The organism is Pengzhenrongella sp., assembly GCF_036565025.1.
Classification (GTDB): Bacteria; Actinomycetota; Actinomycetes; order Actinomycetales; family Cellulomonadaceae; genus Pengzhenrongella.
On sequence record NZ_DATCNW010000459.1, the window covers coordinates 1 to 17,460 of the forward strand.

18 protein-coding genes and 1 pseudogene are annotated in these 17,460 nt (G+C 72.0%); 14 read left to right on the top strand and 5 right to left on the bottom strand.

Annotation, left to right across the window (positions count from 1 at the left end; all coding sequences use genetic code 11):
- Nucleotides 1-151: 151 nt before the first annotated feature.
- The 5 genes from VIM26_RS25780 to flgN form a co-directional block, all read right to left on the bottom strand.
- Complete coding sequence (locus VIM26_RS25780) at nt 152-1,390, bottom strand: EAL and HDOD domain-containing protein (protein ID WP_331956191.1); 1,239 nt, start codon at nt 1,388-1,390, stop codon at nt 152-154.
- A 94-nt stretch (nt 1,391-1,484) separates the two neighbouring features.
- On the bottom strand, nt 1,485-1,856 hold the full coding sequence (locus VIM26_RS25785; RefSeq protein ID WP_331956192.1) for a flagellar assembly protein FliW: 372 nt from the start codon (nt 1,854-1,856) through the stop codon (nt 1,485-1,487).
- A gap of 11 nt (nt 1,857-1,867) precedes the next feature.
- On the bottom strand, nt 1,868-2,791 hold the full coding sequence (locus VIM26_RS25790; RefSeq protein ID WP_331956193.1) for a flagellar hook-associated protein 3: 924 nt from the start codon (nt 2,789-2,791) through the stop codon (nt 1,868-1,870).
- Between the two features lie 2 nt (nt 2,792-2,793).
- On the bottom strand, nt 2,794-4,206 hold the full coding sequence (flgK, locus tag VIM26_RS25795) for a flagellar hook-associated protein FlgK (RefSeq protein WP_331956194.1): 1,413 nt from the start codon (nt 4,204-4,206) through the stop codon (nt 2,794-2,796).
- Nucleotides 4,207-4,219: 13 nt separating this feature from the next.
- Nucleotides 4,220-4,702 (bottom strand): flagellar export chaperone FlgN, encoded by a 483-nt coding sequence (flgN, locus tag VIM26_RS25800; protein ID WP_331956195.1) that lies wholly within the window; start codon nt 4,700-4,702, stop codon nt 4,220-4,222.
- A gap of 343 nt (nt 4,703-5,045) precedes the next feature.
- Between flgN and VIM26_RS25805 the strand changes: the two genes are divergently transcribed.
- From VIM26_RS25805 to VIM26_RS25870, 14 genes and pseudogenes are all read left to right on the top strand, one after another.
- A complete protein-coding gene (locus tag VIM26_RS25805; protein WP_331956208.1) occupies nt 5,046-5,915 on the top strand; it encodes a sigma-70 family RNA polymerase sigma factor in 870 nt (289 codons plus the stop codon).
- Between the two features lie 181 nt (nt 5,916-6,096).
- The gene (locus VIM26_RS25810; protein WP_331956196.1) at nt 6,097-7,227 is read left to right on the top strand and encodes a flagellin; all 1,131 of its coding nucleotides are present in this window, start codon (nt 6,097-6,099) and stop codon (nt 7,225-7,227) included.
- A gap of 169 nt (nt 7,228-7,396) precedes the next feature.
- Nucleotides 7,397-8,803 carry a flagellar filament capping protein FliD gene (fliD, locus tag VIM26_RS25815; RefSeq protein ID WP_331956197.1) on the top strand — a complete coding sequence of 469 codons (1,407 nt, stop codon included), beginning with the start codon at nt 7,397-7,399 and terminating at the stop codon, nt 8,801-8,803.
- Between the two features lie 28 nt (nt 8,804-8,831).
- Nucleotides 8,832-9,293 carry a flagellar export chaperone FliS gene (locus VIM26_RS25820; RefSeq protein ID WP_331956198.1) on the top strand — a complete coding sequence of 154 codons (462 nt, stop codon included), beginning with the start codon at nt 8,832-8,834 and terminating at the stop codon, nt 9,291-9,293.
- On the top strand, nt 9,290-9,631 hold the full coding sequence (locus tag VIM26_RS25825; RefSeq protein WP_331956199.1) for a hypothetical protein: 342 nt from the start codon (nt 9,290-9,292) through the stop codon (nt 9,629-9,631). The genes VIM26_RS25820 and VIM26_RS25825 overlap by 4 nt, the downstream gene beginning before the upstream one ends.
- Nucleotides 9,632-9,814: 183 nt before the next feature.
- On the top strand, nt 9,815-10,156 hold the full coding sequence (locus tag VIM26_RS25830; RefSeq protein WP_331956200.1) for a flagellar basal body rod protein FlgB: 342 nt from the start codon (nt 9,815-9,817) through the stop codon (nt 10,154-10,156).
- A complete protein-coding gene (locus VIM26_RS25835) occupies nt 10,156-10,569 on the top strand; it encodes a flagellar basal body rod protein FlgC (RefSeq protein ID WP_331956201.1) in 414 nt (137 codons plus the stop codon). Before VIM26_RS25830 ends, VIM26_RS25835 begins: the two co-directional genes overlap by 1 nt.
- A complete protein-coding gene (gene fliE, locus VIM26_RS25840) occupies nt 10,569-10,901 on the top strand; it encodes a flagellar hook-basal body complex protein FliE (RefSeq protein WP_331956202.1) in 333 nt (110 codons plus the stop codon). The genes VIM26_RS25835 and fliE overlap by 1 nt, the downstream gene beginning before the upstream one ends.
- Nucleotides 10,901-12,487, top strand: a complete 1,587-nt coding sequence (gene fliF, locus VIM26_RS25845) for a flagellar basal-body MS-ring/collar protein FliF (protein WP_331956203.1) — start codon at nt 10,901-10,903, stop codon at nt 12,485-12,487. Before fliE ends, fliF begins: the two co-directional genes overlap by 1 nt.
- The gene (fliG, locus tag VIM26_RS25850; RefSeq protein WP_331956204.1) at nt 12,484-13,530 is read left to right on the top strand and encodes a flagellar motor switch protein FliG; all 1,047 of its coding nucleotides are present in this window, start codon (nt 12,484-12,486) and stop codon (nt 13,528-13,530) included. The genes fliF and fliG overlap by 4 nt, the downstream gene beginning before the upstream one ends.
- Nucleotides 13,523-14,158 carry a hypothetical protein gene (locus tag VIM26_RS25855; protein ID WP_331956205.1) on the top strand — a complete coding sequence of 212 codons (636 nt, stop codon included), beginning with the start codon at nt 13,523-13,525 and terminating at the stop codon, nt 14,156-14,158. The genes fliG and VIM26_RS25855 overlap by 8 nt, the downstream gene beginning before the upstream one ends.
- On the top strand, nt 14,155-15,471 hold the full coding sequence (locus VIM26_RS25860; protein WP_331956206.1) for a FliI/YscN family ATPase: 1,317 nt from the start codon (nt 14,155-14,157) through the stop codon (nt 15,469-15,471). The genes VIM26_RS25855 and VIM26_RS25860 overlap by 4 nt, the downstream gene beginning before the upstream one ends.
- Nucleotides 15,471-16,034 (top strand): flagellar export protein FliJ, encoded by a 564-nt coding sequence (locus VIM26_RS25865; protein ID WP_331956207.1) that lies wholly within the window; start codon nt 15,471-15,473, stop codon nt 16,032-16,034. The genes VIM26_RS25860 and VIM26_RS25865 overlap by 1 nt, the downstream gene beginning before the upstream one ends.
- A pseudogene (locus VIM26_RS25870) lies at nt 16,031-17,460 on the top strand (hypothetical protein); the annotation flags it as partial. The gene VIM26_RS25865 and the pseudogene VIM26_RS25870, both read left to right, overlap by 4 nt.

The window sequence follows — 17,460 nt, forward strand, 5'->3', positions numbered from 1 at the left end:
CCCCCGTCCGTCCCGCCGCCCGGTCGCGGACAAAGTGCGCACAAGCGTGTCGACTGCGCACATCGGACGTGCGCAGGCTGCGCCGATGTGCGCAGGTTGCGGATCTCGGGCCGGCTCGGGCGGGTTGGCGTGACCCGGGGAGGAGGAGGGGTCAATGGGCGCCGGCTGGTTGGCCGGCCAGGGAGGTGGCCGTGCCGAGGGCGTCGGCGATCGCGGCGAGGTAGGCGTGCGCGACGTCGAACGACTCCAGGCCGGTCGCCTCGACGGCCGCGATGTCGTTCTCCTCGTGCGCGAGCACGGCGGCCAGCACGTGGCCGTACGGCCCGGTCATCGTGAGCAAGGCGTCCCCGACGTCGGCGGACACCCCGGTGCGCGCGACGAGGTCGGCGGGTGCGATCTGCAGCTGCGCGGCGACGGCCGAGAGCAGGCCGACCGTGTACGCGGCGTCCTCGCCCGCGATGGACCGGCAGGCCACGGCCCGGGTCAGCACGAACCAGAGGCCAGCCACGGTGTGGCTGCCCGCGTCGCCGAGCGCGGCCATCGCGAGCGCCGCGAGCGGCTGCGGGCCGAGCAGGATGACGGCCTGGCGGACCGAGTCGATGCGGCGCCGGATGCCGATGGCGCTGGAGTTGACCAGCCGGAGCACCCGGATCGCGAGCTCCGGGTCCGAGCTGACGACGCGGACCACCCGGTCCGGGTCGACGTCCGCGGCGCTCAGCAGCTGCATCAGCTCCAGGCACTGGATCTCGCCCGCGTTGAACTCGCGCGCGGTCGGGGTCGCGTCGCGCTGGAACAGCGGGCCCTGCAGCAGTTCGACCTCGTGCGTCGCGCAGAAGCGGACCGCTGCCTCGCGGTCCACCCGCTCGGCGATCACGACGACGTCGCGCCGGTGGGCGTGCGCGACGGCGTACGCGGCGACGTCGACCCCGCGGCCGAGGTCCACCTTCGCGAAGTCGACCAGCTCGAGCAGGACGTCCTGGGCGCCGCCCGGCACGTAGTCGGCGAGCGCGAGGGCGATGCCGCTCGCGCGCAGCCGGATGAGGTGCTCGGCGGCGTCGGGCAGCTCGGCGAAGTGCGGGGGGACCTCCAGGACGAGACCGCCGGGGGTCTCCGGCAGCGGCCAGTCGCTGTTCAGCATCGCGGTCGTGGCGCGCACGAAGACCACGCTGCCGCCGCCGAGGGCGTCCAGGTCGAGCTTCTCGTACTCGGCGTGCACGAGCGCGTCGAGCTCGTCGCCGTGTTGGGCCCGGGTGAGGGGCGCCCGCACCAGGACATTCACCGCGTACCCGTGCACTGAGCGGTCCGGTCGCACCACGGGCTGGCGGTGCACGGTGACCTCGGTTGCGGTCACCGGCGTGGCCGGGACGGGTTCGAACGGGGATTCGAACAACGAGTGGTCATCGTGGCGATCCTTGGTGAGGGGCCCGGGGCGGGTGCATGGAGATCTGATCGGCGTTCGGCGCGGGGGATTGAGGGGTTTCGCGTTACCCGAGCGGTGCGCGCAGCGGCCACTGGCTGTCGTCCAGCACGACCTGCGTCGCGGCGCCGGTCGTGAGGTTCACCACGACCGGTGCGAGCAGGTTGGCCGTCGTCGGCGTCGTGGAGTCCCCGGGGTGCACGACGACGAGCAGCAGCGGTTCGTCACCCTCGCCGAGACCGATCGCGCGCCGGGTCTCGGCGTCGACCTTCGGGGTGTAGTCGGCGAAGAAGACCCCGGGCCGCACCACGAAGAGCCGAACCCCCGGGTCGCTCGCGCTGCGCAGCGCGAACAGGGTGCCGTCGTCGTCCAGCGTGTCGAGGGAGTACTCGAGGTGGTCCGGGAGGCCCGGCAGCGCGGCGACAGGGTGGACCAGCATCGGCGCGGCGCTCAATGGAGGAAGTCCAGCAGAGTCGGTTGCAGGACGCGCGCCGTGGCGCCAAGGGCAGCCTTGTAGCTGACCTCCTGCGCCTGCAGCTGGACGACCGTGGCAGCGAGGTCGACGTCCTCGACGCCGGACAGCCGACCGAGGATCCCGGTCTTCGTGTCGAGTGCCCGGTACTGGGCGGACAGAACCTGTCCGTGCCGGGCGCCGACGCCGGAGAGCTGCGAGAGCATCGCGTCGCGGTGCACGTCGAGGGCGGCGATCTCGCCGGTGAGCGGGCCGCTCGTCCGCAGCGTGGCGGAGATCCGGTCGAGGGTCGCGAAGATCGACCCGCCGCCGGCACCGAAGGCCGCCGAGCCGTCGACGTCGACCCGGACCAGGGTGTTCGCGTCGACCCGCCGCTGCACGCTGGTGCCCGGGACGGAGTTCGACGTGTAGGTGCGGGTGCTGCCGGGGACGAGCGGGTCGGGCACGTTGGTCACGGTGACCGCCGAGCCCACATCGGAGGTACCCGCGAAGACGGACCGGCCGAGGTAGCTGGTGTTCGCCTCGCTCAGCAGCGAGTCCCGCAGGCCGTCGATCTCGACCGCGATCGCCTCGCGCGCCGTGGCGTCCATCGTGCCCGAGCTCGCGCCCTGGACGGTGAGGTCGCGCACCCGGCCCAGCGTGTCGATCGAGCTCTGCATGGCCGTGTTGATCGTGGAGAGCCAGCCGTTGCCGTCGTCGATGTTGCGCGAGTGCTGCGCGTTGGCGCGCAGCGAGCCACGCAGCGCCATGGCCGAACCCGTGCCGGCCGGGTCGTCGGAGGGCTTGGTGATGCTCTTGTTGCTCGACAGCTTGCCCTGGAGCTGAGCCATCGCGGAAAGGTTCAGCTGCAGGTTGGCGAGGGTGGATCGCTGGACCGTCTGTTGGGTGACGCGGCCGATCATGGTCAGGATCTCCCTACGAGGCCGGTGCGGTTGATCAGGGTGTCGAGCATCGAGTCGATCGCGGTGAGCACGCGCGCGGCGCCCTCGTAGGCCCGCTGTGAGGCGAGCATGTTCGTCGACTCCTCATCGATGTCCACGCTCGCGTTGGACATCTGCAGCCCCTCGGCGGTGCTCCGGGTCGACTCGGTGATGGTGGCTCGCTGGGTGGCGGACCGGGAGGTGACCCCGAGCCCGACGACGAAGTCGGACCAGTGCGAGTCGGGGCCGGTGGTCGTCTTGCCGAGCTCGGACATCGGATCGGCCATGGAACCGTCGAGCACACCGCCGCCGGGCTTCCCCACGGCGATGTCGGCGCCGTCGGTGATCGCCACCGAGAGGGTCGCGGCGGACGAGGGGCCGACCGAGGTGAAGAAGGCGCCGCCCGCCGCGCCGCCGGCCGTCACCGCCAGCGCGTGCTGCGCGTTGACCTGCGTGATCAGCGTCGTGGCGAGCACGTCGTAGGACGCCGCGGCCTCGGCGAGGATGCCGCCGTTGCCGGTGACCTGGGTCGGGGCGAGGGCGGCGACCATGCCGGCGATCGAGCCCGACGCGGGGTTGAGCGGGTAGGGGGTACCGGCCCAGCTGAGGGTCACCGGCTGACCCATCGTGTAGGAGGTGGGGTTGACCGTGATGGCGAAGGAGTTCTCGCCGCGAACCAGCGGGTTGCCGTCGACGGAGACGTCGATCGTGCCGTCGTCGCGCTGCGTGGCGCTTGCGCCGACGAGAGCGGAGAGCTTCATCACGACAACGTTGCGCTGGTCGATCAGCTCGTTCGGAGAACCACCCGAGGCGATCACCCCGCGGATGGACTTGTTCAGGCCGGCCACGATCCCGGCGCCGGTGTTGACGTCGTTGATCGCGGAGTCGAGCTCGGTCCGGGTCTGGCTCCACTGGGTGGTCACCGCGGCGTGCCCGGCGTTGATCCGCTTGGCGAGCGCCGTCGCATCCTCGAGCAGCACGCTGCGGCTCGCCTTCGAGCCCGGGTCGTTGCCGACGTCCTGCCAACCTGCCCAGAACTCCTGGAGGGCGTTCGCCACCCCCAGCTCGCCGGGCTCGGCCACGGTCGACTCGAGCCGGCTGTAGGCCTCGGCCTTGGCGGCGGCGAAGGACGCGCCGCCGGTCTCCGCCCGCAGCCGGGCGTCGAGGAACACGTCGCCCATCCGCGTGATGCTGGTGACCTGGACCCCGTTGCCCGCGGTGAGGGGGCTCGACCACAGCGCCGGGACCAGGTTGGCCGAGACGGTGGCGAGGTCCGCGCGCTGGCGGGTGTACCCCACCGTGTTGGCGTTGGCGACGTTCTGCCCGGCGACCTCGAGCGCCTGGCGCTGCGCGATCAGAGAGCTCAGTGCGGTCGAGAGACCCGAGAAGGTGCTCACGATGCTCCCTCTCCTAGAACGACTGGTCGATGAGCTGGGCGGGCGTGCCGGCCGAGGAGGCGGTGCCGTGCGGGTCGTACGTGCGCACGGTCTCCTCGAGGCCGAGGATCGTCTCCTGGGCGGCGCGGTGCGAGCTCATGAGCAGCTCGCGGTTTCCCTGCGCGACGTCCTGGATCTGGGCGGTGAGCGAGACGAAGGCCTCCCGGTGACTGGTCAGCAGCTCCTTCCACGGTTCGGGCGCCGCGTTCGCGAGCCGGAGCAGGCCGCTCGCCGGTGCGATCCCGAGCTCGCGGGCGACGGCGTCGGCCTCGACCGCGCGGCCGAGCTCGGCGTCCCGGATCTGGTCGAGCACCTGCTCGACCTCGCGGGTGGCGTGCCCGAGCCAGCGGGTCCGACCGGTGGTGAGCACGAGCTGCTCCTCCTCGAGCTTGAACAGCAACAGCTCGAGCAGCTGGCGCTCCCGCCACAGCACGGCGGACAGCTCTGCGACGCTCATCGGTGCTCCCCGCTCATGGGCATTGGGCCAGTGGTGTTCAGGCTACCCATCGGCAGGCGAGGCGCACTTGTGACCGTTCGGCGAGTTGCGCCGCCTCGTGCGATCCCTATGAATGCATTCGGCCCTGTACGACCCCGCCGCCAATAGGCCGATCGGGTGTGACCAAGGTCACACTCAAGTCGGACCGGCGGGATGAAGGTGCAGACGGGAGGGGTGAACCTTGGGATTCACCCACGAAACGTCCTCGTTCGTGGGTTCCCCTGCGCTAACGAAACCTCAAGACGGGTCGCCCCCGGGCCGAAACCCTCTTGTGCCCAACTCTGAAGCTCAGATCGACGCCCTGGTGACGGCGAACCTCCCTCTGGTGGGGTACCACGTGTCCGAACTGCTCGGGCGAGTCCCCTCCTACGTCTCGCGGGACGACCTGGCTTCGGCCGGCGCCCTCGCCCTGGTGCAGGCGGCTCAGGCCTACGACGCGTCGACCGGGGTGCCGTACCCCCGGTACGCGGCGCTGCGGATCCGCGGTGCGCTGCTCGACGAGCTGCGTTCGATGGACTGGGTCTCCCGGGGCGCCCGCCAGCGCGCCCGCCGGGTCTCCACGACGAGCGACGAGCTGACGTCGCGGCTCGGCCGCACTCCCTCGCGCGAGGAGCTCGCTTCCACCCTGGGCACCTCGGTGGCCGAGGTGGACGCCGCCCGTGGCGACGCCGACCGGCGGATCCTGAGCATCGAAGCGTTCGACAGTGCGATCGCCGACACCGTCGCCGAGCCCGGCATCGGGCCCGAGGAGAACCTGCTCGTGACCGAGAAGCTGCAGCACCTGCGCGCGGCCGTGGCGGCCCTGCCCGAGCGGCTGCGCTACGTCGTCGAGCAGCTGTTCTTCTCCGAGCGGCCCGTCGTGGAGCTCGCGGCCGAGATGGGCGTGACCCAGTCCCGCATCAGCCAGCTGCGCACCGAGGCCCTCGCGCTCATGAAGGACGGGATGAACGCGAGCCTCGAACCGAGCCTCGTGCCATGCGCCGAGCGGCCCGACGGCGTGGCCGAGCGTCGCCGTCGGGCGTACTTCGCGATGGTGGCCCAGGAGGCGTCCTTCCTGTCGCGAGCCTCGCAGCTCGCCATGCCCGGTGCCGGCGTGCTGCCGCACCAGCGTTCGGAGGTCGACCTGGCCGCGCTCGCCGGTCAACCGGCCGGGGCAGGTTACGCAACGGCCTGATCGCACGACCAGCACGTCCAGCGGCGCACGGGTGGATCCTTCCTCGGGCGCCGCTGGCATTCGGGGAGCCAGCGAAAGATCTCGGCGGAAACCCTCAACGAGGTCCGCGAGCCGCCGATGAGCCGGGTGCCAGCCCATGGACGGGCGGCGTGTACGACCCAATTCAAGGAGGAGCACGATCATGGGTCTTTCGATCAACCAGAACATCGCGGCAATCAACTCGTACCGCAACCTTTCCGTCACACAGAACGACCTGAGCAAGTCGCTCGAGAAGCTGTCGAGCGGTTTCCGGATCAACCGTGCGGCCGACGACGCTGCCGGGCTGGCCATCTCCGAGGGCCTGCGCTCGCAGGTTGGCGGCCTGAAGGTCGCGGTCCGCAACGCTCAGGACGGCATCTCGGTCGTGCAGACCGCTGAAGGCGCGCTGACCGAGTCGCACGCCATCCTCCAGCGCATGCGCGACCTCGCCGTCCAGTCCGCTAACGACTCGAACGACGTGGACTCGCGGGCGGCCATCAACACGGAGGCCACGGCCCTCAAGTCGGAGCTCACCCGGATCGCGGACAAGACGACGTTCAACAACATCAACGTCCTCGATGGCTCGTTCGCCGCCAAGGACATCCAGGTCGGCTACGCGGCGAACGACACCATCCAGGTAGACATCGTCTCGGGCGGCACCTCCTCGGCGAACGCCAAGTACGCCAACGGTGCGGCCTCGACCACTGCCGCCGCTGCGGTGTTCACCCAGGGTGGTGTCGTGACCACCACGGCGGCGCTCACGGTGCAGACCGACGCGAACGTCATCTCCGGCCAGCTCAACGCCGACGCTGCCTTCTCGGCGAACTACACCGCGTCCGTGGACTCCACGACCGGTGGCCTGACCGTCACCAGCAAGACCGCCAACGCTGCGGCGGTCGTCGTGAGCGGCGCCGGCCTCGCCGGTGCCAACGTCGCGAGCGCGGCGGGCGCCGGTGTCGCCGGCTTCTCCGCGACCGACCTCGGCGTCAACGGCGTCGACCTGACCAGCAAGGCCGGCGCGACCACGGCCATCGGTCTCATCGACACGGCCATCAAGGCGGTCTCGTCCTCTCGAGCCACCCTCGGTGCCCTGCAGAACCGGTTCGAGCACACCATCAAGAACCTCAACGTCTCGGTGGAGAACCTGTCGGCCTCGGAGAGCCGCATCCGCGACACCGACATGGCCTCGGAGATGGTCAGCTTCACCCGGGCCCAGATCCTTGCGCAGGCCGGCACGGCGATGCTCGCGCAGGCGAACAAGATCCCCCAGGGTGTGCTGCAGCTCCTGCAGTAATCCCCGGGTGATGCCGGGGGGCGGTACAGGCAGTACAGCTCGGTAGTTGGCAGCACAGCTCGACCGATCGGCGGTGGGTGACCTGGACCGTCACCCACCGCCGAACGCATTTGCGCCGATCTGACCCGCGGGCAGGCCCGGCGCCTCGACGAGCACGGGAGGGAACCTGATGGCGAACGTCGGCATCGACGGGCTGTCGAGCGGTATCGATACGACGTCGCTGATCAACTCCCTCATGCAGGTCGAGGCAATGCCTCAGACGCTGCTCAAGGCGAACATCACCACGACGAACACCTTCGTCTCGGCGCTCCAGGGGCTCAACGCGAAGGTCGCGTCCCTCGCGACGAGCGCGACGACCGCCTCGTTGCCCGCGTCGTGGGCCGCCGTCACGGCGACGTCGTCCGACTCGTCCGTGCGCGTCACGACGTCGGGCACGGCCCAGGCGGGGTCGCTCAGCTTCACGGTCGACCACGTGGCGACCGCCCAGACCTCGGTGACCGGCGCGGTGACCACCCTCGCCGCCCTGTTCGGCGGGGCCGTCCCCGCGACCGTCACCCTCGGGCAGGGGCCGGTCCCGACCGCCACGGCCAAGGTCGTCAGCCTCACCGGAGTGACCACCCTCGCGGGCTTCGCCAGCGCGATCAACGCCGCCGGCACCGGAGTCACCGCGACCGTCGTGAAGGTCTCGGACACCCAGTCGCGACTCCAGCTGACCTCGAACGCGACGGGCACCGCGTCGGGGTTCGACCTCTACAGCGGCACGGTCACGGCGGGCGCGATCCAGGGCGGTACCGCCCCGGCCGCGACCATCGCGCGCGCCGATGCCATCACCTCCCCGAGCGACGCGGCGATCACCCTGTGGGCCGGCACGACCGCGGAGCAGCACGTGACCTCGGCGAGCAACACCTTCACCGGCATCCTGACCGGGATCGACCTCACGGTCTCGACGCTCAAGGCGTCTCCCGTCACGGTCACCATCGCGCGCAACGACGCCGCAGTGAAGAAGCTCGCGACGGACATGATCGGCTCCCTCGGTGTCGTCTTCTCCGAGATCACCTCCCGGACGGCGACCACCACGACGACGAAGGCCGACGGCACCTCCTCGATCACCGGCGGCGTGCTCTCGGGCGACACCGCGACCCGTGCCCTGCAGCAGGCGGTCCTCACGGCCGCGTCGTACCCCGTCGACGACGTCTCGCCGTCCACCGTCGGCATCGTGATCGGCCGCGACGGCACGATCTCGTTCGACGAGGCGAAGTTCACCGCCGCCATGGCCGCCGACCCTGCCAACGTGCAGAAGATCATCCAAGCGGTGGCGACCCGCGTCGCGACGGTCACGAAGGCGGCGTCGGACCCGCTCGAGGGCTCGCTGTCGCTGAAGATCAAGGGCCAGCAGAGCCTCACCACGAGCATGAACGCGCAGGTTTCCGCCTGGGACGTCACCCTGGCGCTGCGCAAGGAGAGCCTGCAGAAGACCTATTCGGACCTCGAGGTGACGCTGAGCAACCTCAAGGCCCAGGGGAACTGGCTCACCAGCCAGCTCTCCGCCCTGCTGCCCAGCACCACCAACGCATGACCGCCCGTGTCGTTCCTCGGAGGACATCATGAATCTCGCCCTCACCCGCAGCCGGTTCCAGGCCAACGCCGTTGCCACTGCCGGACCGCACCGGATCCTCACGATGCTCTACGACCGCCTTGTCCTCGACATCGACCGGGCCCAGGCTGCGCAGCGGGCCGGCAACGACAGGGAGGCCACCGAGGCGCTCGACCACGCGTACGCGATCGTCTCGGGGCTCGCCTCGACGCTCGACGTCGCGACCTGGTCGGGCGGCCGCGCGCTGATGGACCTGTACCTGTACCTGCTGCACGAGCTGCTCGGCTGCTCGATCGCCGGCGACGCCGACCGGACCGCCGCGTGCGGCGCGCTCGTCACCCCGCTGCGCGATGCCTGGCACGAGGCCGCCGCCACCGTCGTCGCGGACGCCGTCGCGCTGATCCCGACCGCACGTACCCCACCAGATGCGTTCGGCGAGCCTGCCGCGAGCAGTGAGCTCGGCGTCGGGTGACCTCCGTGCTGGCGCGACCCGCCGGGCCCGCACCCGGGTGGACGACGGCGTGGTCCAACGCGCTCGCGGACCTCGAGCTCGACGTCGCCCAGGCCGAGGAGGTCCTCCGGGTCGGCCGGGCGCAGGGCCCCGCCGGCCCGGCGTGGGTGCCGCCGACGAACCTCGGCCTGCTGCCCGCCCCGCTCGTCGAGCGCGCGCAGGCTCTGCTGAGCCGCCAGCTGCGGGTCGCGGTGTCGCTCGCCGAGGCCGCCGAGCACAGCCGGCGCCAGCTGCGCGCGGTCGAGCAGCTGCGCGCCACCCCGGAGACGTGTCCGGTTTACCTCGATACGGCCGGATAGTCATTCCGCACCGATCGGAATGGTGTTAACAGGTAATACGTCCGTACGGGTGATAACAGACCTCGGCGGGCGGTTGAAACTCATCCCGCAGCCCAGGGCGCCGATGATGAGGGTGAGCACGGATTGCTCATCCCACAGGCCACGGACCGGCCGATTACCCCTTCGTTCTCGAGGTGGTCCGTCGTGTTCGACTCTGTGTCCTTCGTTGCGATCAATAGCGCGCTCGACGGCCTCGCACTGCGCCAGCGGGTGATTGCGAACAATGTCGCAAATATCCAGACCCCCGGCTTTCTGGCCGGCCGGGTCGCGTTCGAGGACTCCCTCGCCACGGCAGTGCGGGACGGCTCCGGCGCCGTCACCCCGACGGTTGCGCGCTCGCTCGAGCCGACGCGGCCGGACGGCAACAACGTCAACCTCGACACGGAGACGCTCCTCAACGTCGACACCAACCTCCGCTACCAGCTCGCCACCCAGGCGGCCGACCAGGAGTTCTCCGAGCTGCGCATCGCGATGCGGGCCAGCTGATGACCACCTTCGGCGCGATCGGCATCGCCGCCACCGGCCTGACGCTGCACCGCAAGTGGCTCGACGCCGTCAGCGACAACCTCGCCAACATGTCCAACGCCAGCCGGACCAGCGGCCCGGCCTTCCAGGCGAAGTACATCGTGGCCCAGGCCGCGAACTACGGGAACAACACCGACGACGGAGCCGGGGTGCGCGTGGCAGGCGTCACCCTGGGCAACGCCGTGGGCCGCGTCGTGTACGAGCCGAACAACCCGCTCGCCGACGCGCAGGGCAACGTCCGCTATCCCGACATCGACATGGCGAGCCAGATGACCCAGCTGATCATGGCCCAGCGCGGTTACCAGGCGAACGCCGCCGTGGTGGACCGTGCCAAGGAGACCTACCAGGCAGCCCTGCAGATCGGACGGTCCTGATGAGCATCGCGATGATCGGCGCCGTCAGCGGCGTCACGGGCACCGGGTACCTCGGTGCCGCCGGCGGCGTGGGCGCGGCCGGTGGGCAGGGGGGTGCGGCCGCCGTCGGCGGGGGGCAGTTCTCCAACGCCCTGACCTCCTCGATCGACTCGCTCCAGGGCCTGCAGAAGACGTCGGACCAGCTCGCGGTGCGCGCGGTGACCGGCGACCTGAACGACATCCACGACTACACGATCGCCGCGAGCGAGGCCAAGGTGTCCCTCGAGCTGACCGCCGCCGTGCGCAACAAGGCCGTTGAGGCGTTCTCCGAGATCATGAGGATGCAGGCCTGATGCCCGCTCAGCTCACGTCCGCACTCGATCGCCTGAAGACCCTCGTCGGACAGTTCAGCATCGCCCAGCGCACCCTCACGATCATCGGGGTCGCGGGCCTCGTCATCGGCGGCATCTTCGTCACGAGCTACCTGACCAAGCCCGCGATGAGCCCGCTGTTCTCGGGCGTCTCGAGCGCGGACGCGAGCGCCATCGTCGACCTGATCACCGGCGAAGGGGTGCCGTACCAGCTGACCGACGGTGGCCGGACGATCATGGTGCCGCAGAAGCAGCTCTACGCGACCCGCTTGAAGGTCGCCGCCGCGGGGCTGCCCGCCGCGACCGACGGCGCCGGGTACTCCCTGCTGGACAAGATGAGCATGACCTCCTCGGAGTTCCAGCAGCAGACGACGTACCAGCGCGCGATGGAGGGCGAGTTCGCCAAGACCATCGCCTCGATCGACGGCGTCGAGGCCGCCTCCGTCAAGCTCGCGATGCCCAAGGAGACCGTCTTCGTGTCCACGAAGGCCGACCCGACCGCGTCTGTCTTCGTGCAGACCGCACGCGGCACCTCGCTCGACGCCGACCAGGTCCAGTCGATCGTGCACCTCGTCTCGGCGGGCGTGCAGGGCATGAAGCCGACCGACGTCGCCGTGATCGACTCGAACGGTCACGTGCTGTCGGCCGTCGGCGGCACGCCTGGCGGGGGCACCTCGGACCAGCAGACCGGCAACTACGAGCAGCGCGTCACCGCGTCCGTCCAGGCGATGCTCGACCGCGTCGTCGGCCCGGGCAAGGCGGTCGTGACGGTCAACGCGGAGCTCAACCTCGACAACACCGACAAGACCAGCGAGGTCTTCACCGCGCCCACCAAGGTGCCCGCGCTGTCGTCCGCGACGACCACCGAGAAGTTCACCGGTAGCGGCGGGACCCCGGTCGGCGGGGTGCTCGGCCCGGACAACCTCTCCGTCCCCTCCGGCAGCGTCACGTCCGGCACCGGGAACTACACCAAGACGAGCGAGAACCTGAACCCTGCGGTCAACAAGGTCACCGAGCGCACCACCACGACCCCGGGCAGCGTGCGCCGGCAGTCCGTCTCGGTCGTGGTCGACCAGGCGACCGGGGCCGCGCTCAACATGACCGACCTCACCGCGCAGGTCACCGCCGCGGCAGGGGTCGACGCAACCCGCGGCGACACCGTCGCGGTGACCCGGATGGCGTTCGACACGCAGTCCGCCAAGGACGCCAAGGCCGCGCTCGGTGCGGCTACCAAGCAGGAGAAGGCCGCCGCCCAGCTCAGCCTGATCAAGTCCGGTGCGATCGCGCTGGCGATCCTGGCGATCCTGGTCGTGGCGCTGATCTCGTCGAAGAAGCGGTCCAAGCTGGCCCGTCGCCAGGCGCTCGACCTCGGCGAGCTGCAGATCGTGACCGAGGCTCCGCAGCAGCTGCCGTTCGCCGCGCACACCCCGCTCTCGCTGCCCGCCTCGCTGCCCAAGGCGGGCGAGGCTGAGCTCAAGCGCAGCGAGATCAGTGCGCTCGCCAACGAGCGACCGGACGAGGTCGCCGACCTGCTGCGCGGCTGGCTCGTCGACAGCGCTGAGCGATGACCGTCACGACCGTTCCGGTGACCGCGACCCCGGTCTCCACGGCGTCGCTCACCGGGACCCAGAAGGCCGCCGTCGTCCTGCTCCAGCTGGGCCGCGATCAGGCCGCCCGGGTGATGGCGAGGCTGAACGACGCCGAGATCGACGAGATCACTGCCGAGCTCGTCCGGCTGGAGCACATCAACACCGACCTGGCGCACGGCGTCATGGAGGAGTTCCACGCGGTATCGATCGCCGGGCCGAACATGATCGCGCGCGGCGGGCTGGCGTTCGCCCAGGCGCTGCTCGAGGCCTCGCTCGGTCCCGAACGGGCCCACAGCGTGATGGACCGGCTGTCCACGGTGATGGCCGGGCAGCCGTTCGAGTTCCTCCAGCACGCCGATGCCCGGCAGGTGCTCTCGCTGCTGTCCGGCGAGCACCCGCAGACCGTCGCGCTGGTGCTCGCGCACCTGCGGCCCGAGCACGCCTCGGCGATCCTGGCCGGCCTGCCCGGGGACACCCAGGGCGAGGTAGCGCACCGGATCGCCCTGATGGAGCGCGCCTCGCCGGACGTCGTGGCGGTGGTCGCGGAGACCCTGCACCGCAAGGCGTCCTCGGTGCTGACCACGCAGGAGAGCACGGCCGTCGGCGGCATCCAGCCCCTCGTCGAGATCATCAACCACTCCGATCCTGGCACCGAGAAGCTGATCCTCGAGGGGCTCGAGGCGCGCGACCAGGCGCTCGCGGAGGAGATCCGCAGCCGGATGTTCGTCTTCGGTGACGTCGTGCTGCTCGAGGACCGCGCCGTGCAGCTCGTGCTCCGCACGGTCGAGGGCGCGTCCCTCGCCGTCGCGCTGAAGAACACGTCCGACGAGGTCAAGGAGAAGATCCTCACGAACCTGTCCGAGCGGGCCCGGGAGAACCTCGTCGAGGAGATGGAGCTGCTCGGCCCGACCCGCATGTCGACGGTCGAAGAGGCGCGGGCCGCGATCGTCAAGATCATCCGTCATCTCGAGGAGAGCGGGCAGATCGCGATCCGCCGCGAGGGGGAGGACGAATATGTCTGAGCACTCGGGCGGCACCCGGTTCCGCCCCGCGGCCCTGGGCGGGGTGCTCGGCGCACGCTCGGAGCAGGCCACCGAGGAGGTCCGGGCGGCGGGCTGGGCGTCCGGGTGGGCGGCCGGCACCCGTGCGGCCACGCAGGCGGCCGCGAACCACCGCCGCATGCTCGACGAGGCGCAGCAGGCCGCCGAGCGCACCCGCAGCGTCCAGCTCGACGCGGCTCTCGCCCTGCTGTTCCGGGCGGCCGACGCCGTCTCGGCGCGGACCGTCCCGGTGCTCGCCGACGCGTTCCTGGCGCTGGAGGAGGGTGCGCTCGACCTCGCGCTGGCGTTGCTCGGCCGCGAGCTGGACGACGACGACCCGGATGCCGCCAGCCGGGCCCGGGCCGCGCTCGCCCGCGCTCTCGGCCTGCCGTCCGAGGTGGGCGTGCACACGGTCCGCCTGAACCCGGTCGACCTCCGGCTGCTGACGGGGTTGGGCCTGGTGGCATCACTGCCCCCGGGTGTCCAGCTCGTCGCCGATGCGTCGCTGCGGCCCGGCGACGCGATGAGCGAGTTCCCCGACGGGTATCTCGACGCCCGGATCGGCACCGCCGTCGAGCGGGCGCGGCGTGCGTTCGAGGACCCGCGATGACGGCCACCCTGGCCCGCTGGGGCCGTGCCCTCGCCGCGGCGCGCCCCGAGCGGGTCGGCACGGTGCGGACCGTCGTCGGACTCGCGATCGAGGTGGCCGGGGTGGACTGCGCGGTCGGCGAGCTCATCGAGATCGGCGAGCCCCGCTCCACGGTGCTGGCCGAGGTCGTCGCCACGACGCGCGACGTCGCCCGCGCCATGCCGCTCGCCGCGGTCAACGGGCTGCGGGCCGGCGCACCGGTCCGCGCGCTGGGCCGGTCGTTGACGGCGCCGGTCGGCCGCGGGCTGCTGGGCCGGGTGGTGGACGGTCTCGGTCGGCCGATCGACGGCCGCGGCCCGCTCCGCGTGACGGGCAGGGTCCCGGTCGACGCCGCCGCCCCCGGACCGCTCACGCGGCACCGGGTCGACGCCCCGCTCAGCCTCGGCGTCCGGGTGATGGACACGCTCACCACCGTCGGACGCGGCCAGCGGCTGGGCCTGTTCGCCGGCTCGGGCGTCGGCAAGTCGAGCCTGCTGTCCATGATCGCGCGCGGCACCGACGCCGAGCTTGCGGTGATCGCGCTGGTCGGCGAGCGCGGGCGGGAGGTCCGCGAGTTCCTCGAGGACGACCTCGGTCCGCGCGGCCTGGCCCGGTCCGTCGTCGTCGTCGCGACGGCCGACGAGCCCGCACTGGTCCGGCTGCGCTCGGCGTTCCTCGCCACCCGGATCGCGGAGTCGTTCCGCGACGAGGGCGCCGACGTCGTGCTGATGATGGACTCGCTCACCCGGGTCGCGATGGCCCAGCGCGAGATCGGCCTGTCCGTCGGCGAGCCACCCGCGACCCGCGGCTACCCGCCGTCGACCTTCGCGATGCTGGCCCGGCTGCTCGAGCGAGCGGGCACCGGCCGGGTCGGGTCGGTCACCGGCCTGTACACCGTGCTGGTCGAGGGTGACGACCACAACGAGCCGATCGCCGACGCGGCCCGGTCGATCCTCGACGGCCACATCGTGCTGGACCGCAAGCTCGCGATCGCCGGGCACTTCCCGAGCATCGACGCGCTCGCCTCCATCTCGCGCGTCGCGTCGCGCGTCTCGACGCCCGAGCAGGTCCGCCTGGCAACGGCGCTGCGGACGGTCATGGCCGCGCGGCGCCAGGCGCAGGACCTGCTCGACGTCGGCGCGTACGCCGCGGGCACCAACCCGCTGGTCGACGCCGCGGTGGCGAACGCCGACCACATCGATGCGTTCCTGCGGCAGCCGATGGACGAGCGGGTCACCGCCGCCACCTCGTGGCAGCACCTCGGCGCACTCATCGCGCGGTTGGGGGTGGCGTGATGGAGCGCGCGTTCCGGCTCGCCGGCCTGCTGCGACTGCGCCGGCTCCAGGAGGACCAGGCGGCGGCGCGGCTCGCGTCCGCCAACGCCGCGCTCCGGTCGGCGCAGGCGCACCGGGACGCGCGGGCGGTCGCCCTCGCGGACGCACTGCTGCCCGACGGCGACCAGCGGGCCTTCGGCCGCGCCGTCGTCGGCCGCACCGCGCTCCGGTTCCTGCTCGTCGAGGCGATCGAGCTCGCGGCGGGTGCGCGCGAGGTCGCGCAGGTCAGCACCACCCAATGGCAGGCGACCCGCTCGCGCTCGGTCGGCCTGGAGAAGCTCGAGGACAAGCACGTGCTGCTGGTGCGGTACGAGGACGACCGCACCGAACAGATCGTGCTGGACGAGATCGCCGGATCGGGTGCGGCGCGCGCCCGGCGCGTCGCGCAGGCGTCCGGGGGTGGGCGGCCGATGAGCGCGCGCACCGACCTGCGTCCGCAGGACCGAACCACCGACGGACCGATCACCACCGACGGACCGACCACCGACGGACCGACCCTCGACAGACAAGGAGTGGCCCCGTGAGCCTGCAGATCCTGACCCCCGTCCCGACGCGCGCCGAGCCGTCGCGGTCGCCGGCTCCGGGGCGAGGCCCCGAGCCGGCGGACGACTTCGCCGCGGTGCTCGACGCACAGGTCGCCTCGCGCGACGCCGGACGCCGGCCGGCCGTCGCCCAGGAGGCCCGGGCCTCTCGCGCCGACGAGGCCCGCAGCGCCGCGCTGGGCGAGGCTCGGCGATCGGCTGACGAGGAGGCTCGCAGCGCCGCGGTGGGCGAGGCTCGGCGATCGGCGGCGGAGCAGGCTCGTGGCGCCGCGCTCGGCCGGGCTCGGCGATCGGCTGACGAGGAGGCTCGCAACGCCGCGGTGGGCGAGGCTCGGCGATCGGCGGCGGAGCAGGCTCGTGGGGCTGCGAGCGCACGGGCTCGCAGCACCGCAGCGACACGTGCCGGCTCCGCGGCCGATGAGGCCCGGCGCGCACGGAGCGTGCGCAAGGACAGCGGCGAGCTCTCTCGGGACCCCGCGCAGCGTGCCGACCAGGACGGCGACCCGATCACGGGCGACCTCGCCGACGCTCCGACCGGCAGCAGTCAGCCGGCTGGGACCGACGCGGCCGGTTCCGCAGCGACCCTCCACGCGACCCGCGCCGGGGATGCCCGACCCGTCGAGACCGCGCTCGCGGCTCGGACCGAGACCGCGAGCGGGCCCGGCGCTGCAGCGGGCTCGACGGCGACGACCTCCGCGAACGCGGTCGGCGCGCCGGGCGCGGTGGGTGCAACGGGTCGCGCGGGTACGACCCCGGGGATCGCGCGCGCGCCGAGCCCGGCCGCGACCTCGTCCGGCGCGCACCAGACCAGTGGGAGCGGAAGCCTTTCCGGCGCGAACGGGCCCGGTGCGAACGGCCCCGGTGCGGACGGGTCCGGCGTGGGCGGGTCGGCCGGGACTCTCGCGGCCGGCGCGACGAACGGCCGCGCGGTGCCGCCTGCGACCCCGTCGGTTCCCGCGGGGTCAGGTCCGCGGGCAACCGCGGCAACCACGGCAACGCCGGCAACCGCGGCAACGCCGGCAACTGCGGCAACCGCGGCAACGCCGGCAACTGCGGCAACGCCGGCAACTGCGGCGACCCGGGCGACCGGGGCCTCCGCGACGATCGGTGCGGCCCTGCCGGCCGGAATGGTTCGCGTCGTGGCGCTGCCTGCTGGGCCGGTCCGGGTCGGCGCGTCGCGCGGCGCCGCGGTCCCCGAAACCGCCGCCTCCGGTGCACCCGGGACTATCCTGCCTTCCTCCGCTTCAGCCTCGGCTGCCGCCGCCGCGGGTCCTGGAACGCCCGGTGGTGCCGCGCTGGAGCTGTTGTCCCGCGGCACCACCGGAACCACCGTCACCCCCGACGGCGCGGCGGTCACTCCCGGCGCGGCGCACGGGACCTCGACGGACGGGAGCGTCGCCGCACCGAC

Coding starts and splice junctions, on each gene's coding strand:
- VIM26_RS25785 (WP_331956192.1), bottom strand. CDS start 1,856: ATGCTGGTCCACCCTGTCGCCGCGCTGCCGGGCCTCCCGGACCACCTC.
- VIM26_RS25790 (WP_331956193.1), bottom strand. CDS start 2,791: ATGATCGGCCGCGTCACCCAACAGACGGTCCAGCGATCCACCCTCGCC.
- flgN (WP_331956195.1), bottom strand. CDS start 4,702: ATGAGCGTCGCAGAGCTGTCCGCCGTGCTGTGGCGGGAGCGCCAGCTG.
- VIM26_RS25810 (WP_331956196.1), top strand. CDS start 6,097: ATGGGTCTTTCGATCAACCAGAACATCGCGGCAATCAACTCGTACCGC.
- fliD (WP_331956197.1), top strand. CDS start 7,397: ATGGCGAACGTCGGCATCGACGGGCTGTCGAGCGGTATCGATACGACG.
- VIM26_RS25820 (WP_331956198.1), top strand. CDS start 8,832: ATGAATCTCGCCCTCACCCGCAGCCGGTTCCAGGCCAACGCCGTTGCC.
- VIM26_RS25835 (WP_331956201.1), top strand. CDS start 10,156: ATGACCACCTTCGGCGCGATCGGCATCGCCGCCACCGGCCTGACGCTG.
- fliE (WP_331956202.1), top strand. CDS start 10,569: ATGAGCATCGCGATGATCGGCGCCGTCAGCGGCGTCACGGGCACCGGG.
- fliF (WP_331956203.1), top strand. CDS start 10,901: ATGCCCGCTCAGCTCACGTCCGCACTCGATCGCCTGAAGACCCTCGTC.
- fliG (WP_331956204.1), top strand. CDS start 12,484: ATGACCGTCACGACCGTTCCGGTGACCGCGACCCCGGTCTCCACGGCG.
- VIM26_RS25855 (WP_331956205.1), top strand. CDS start 13,523: ATGTCTGAGCACTCGGGCGGCACCCGGTTCCGCCCCGCGGCCCTGGGC.
- VIM26_RS25860 (WP_331956206.1), top strand. CDS start 14,155: ATGACGGCCACCCTGGCCCGCTGGGGCCGTGCCCTCGCCGCGGCGCGC.
- VIM26_RS25865 (WP_331956207.1), top strand. CDS start 15,471: ATGGAGCGCGCGTTCCGGCTCGCCGGCCTGCTGCGACTGCGCCGGCTC.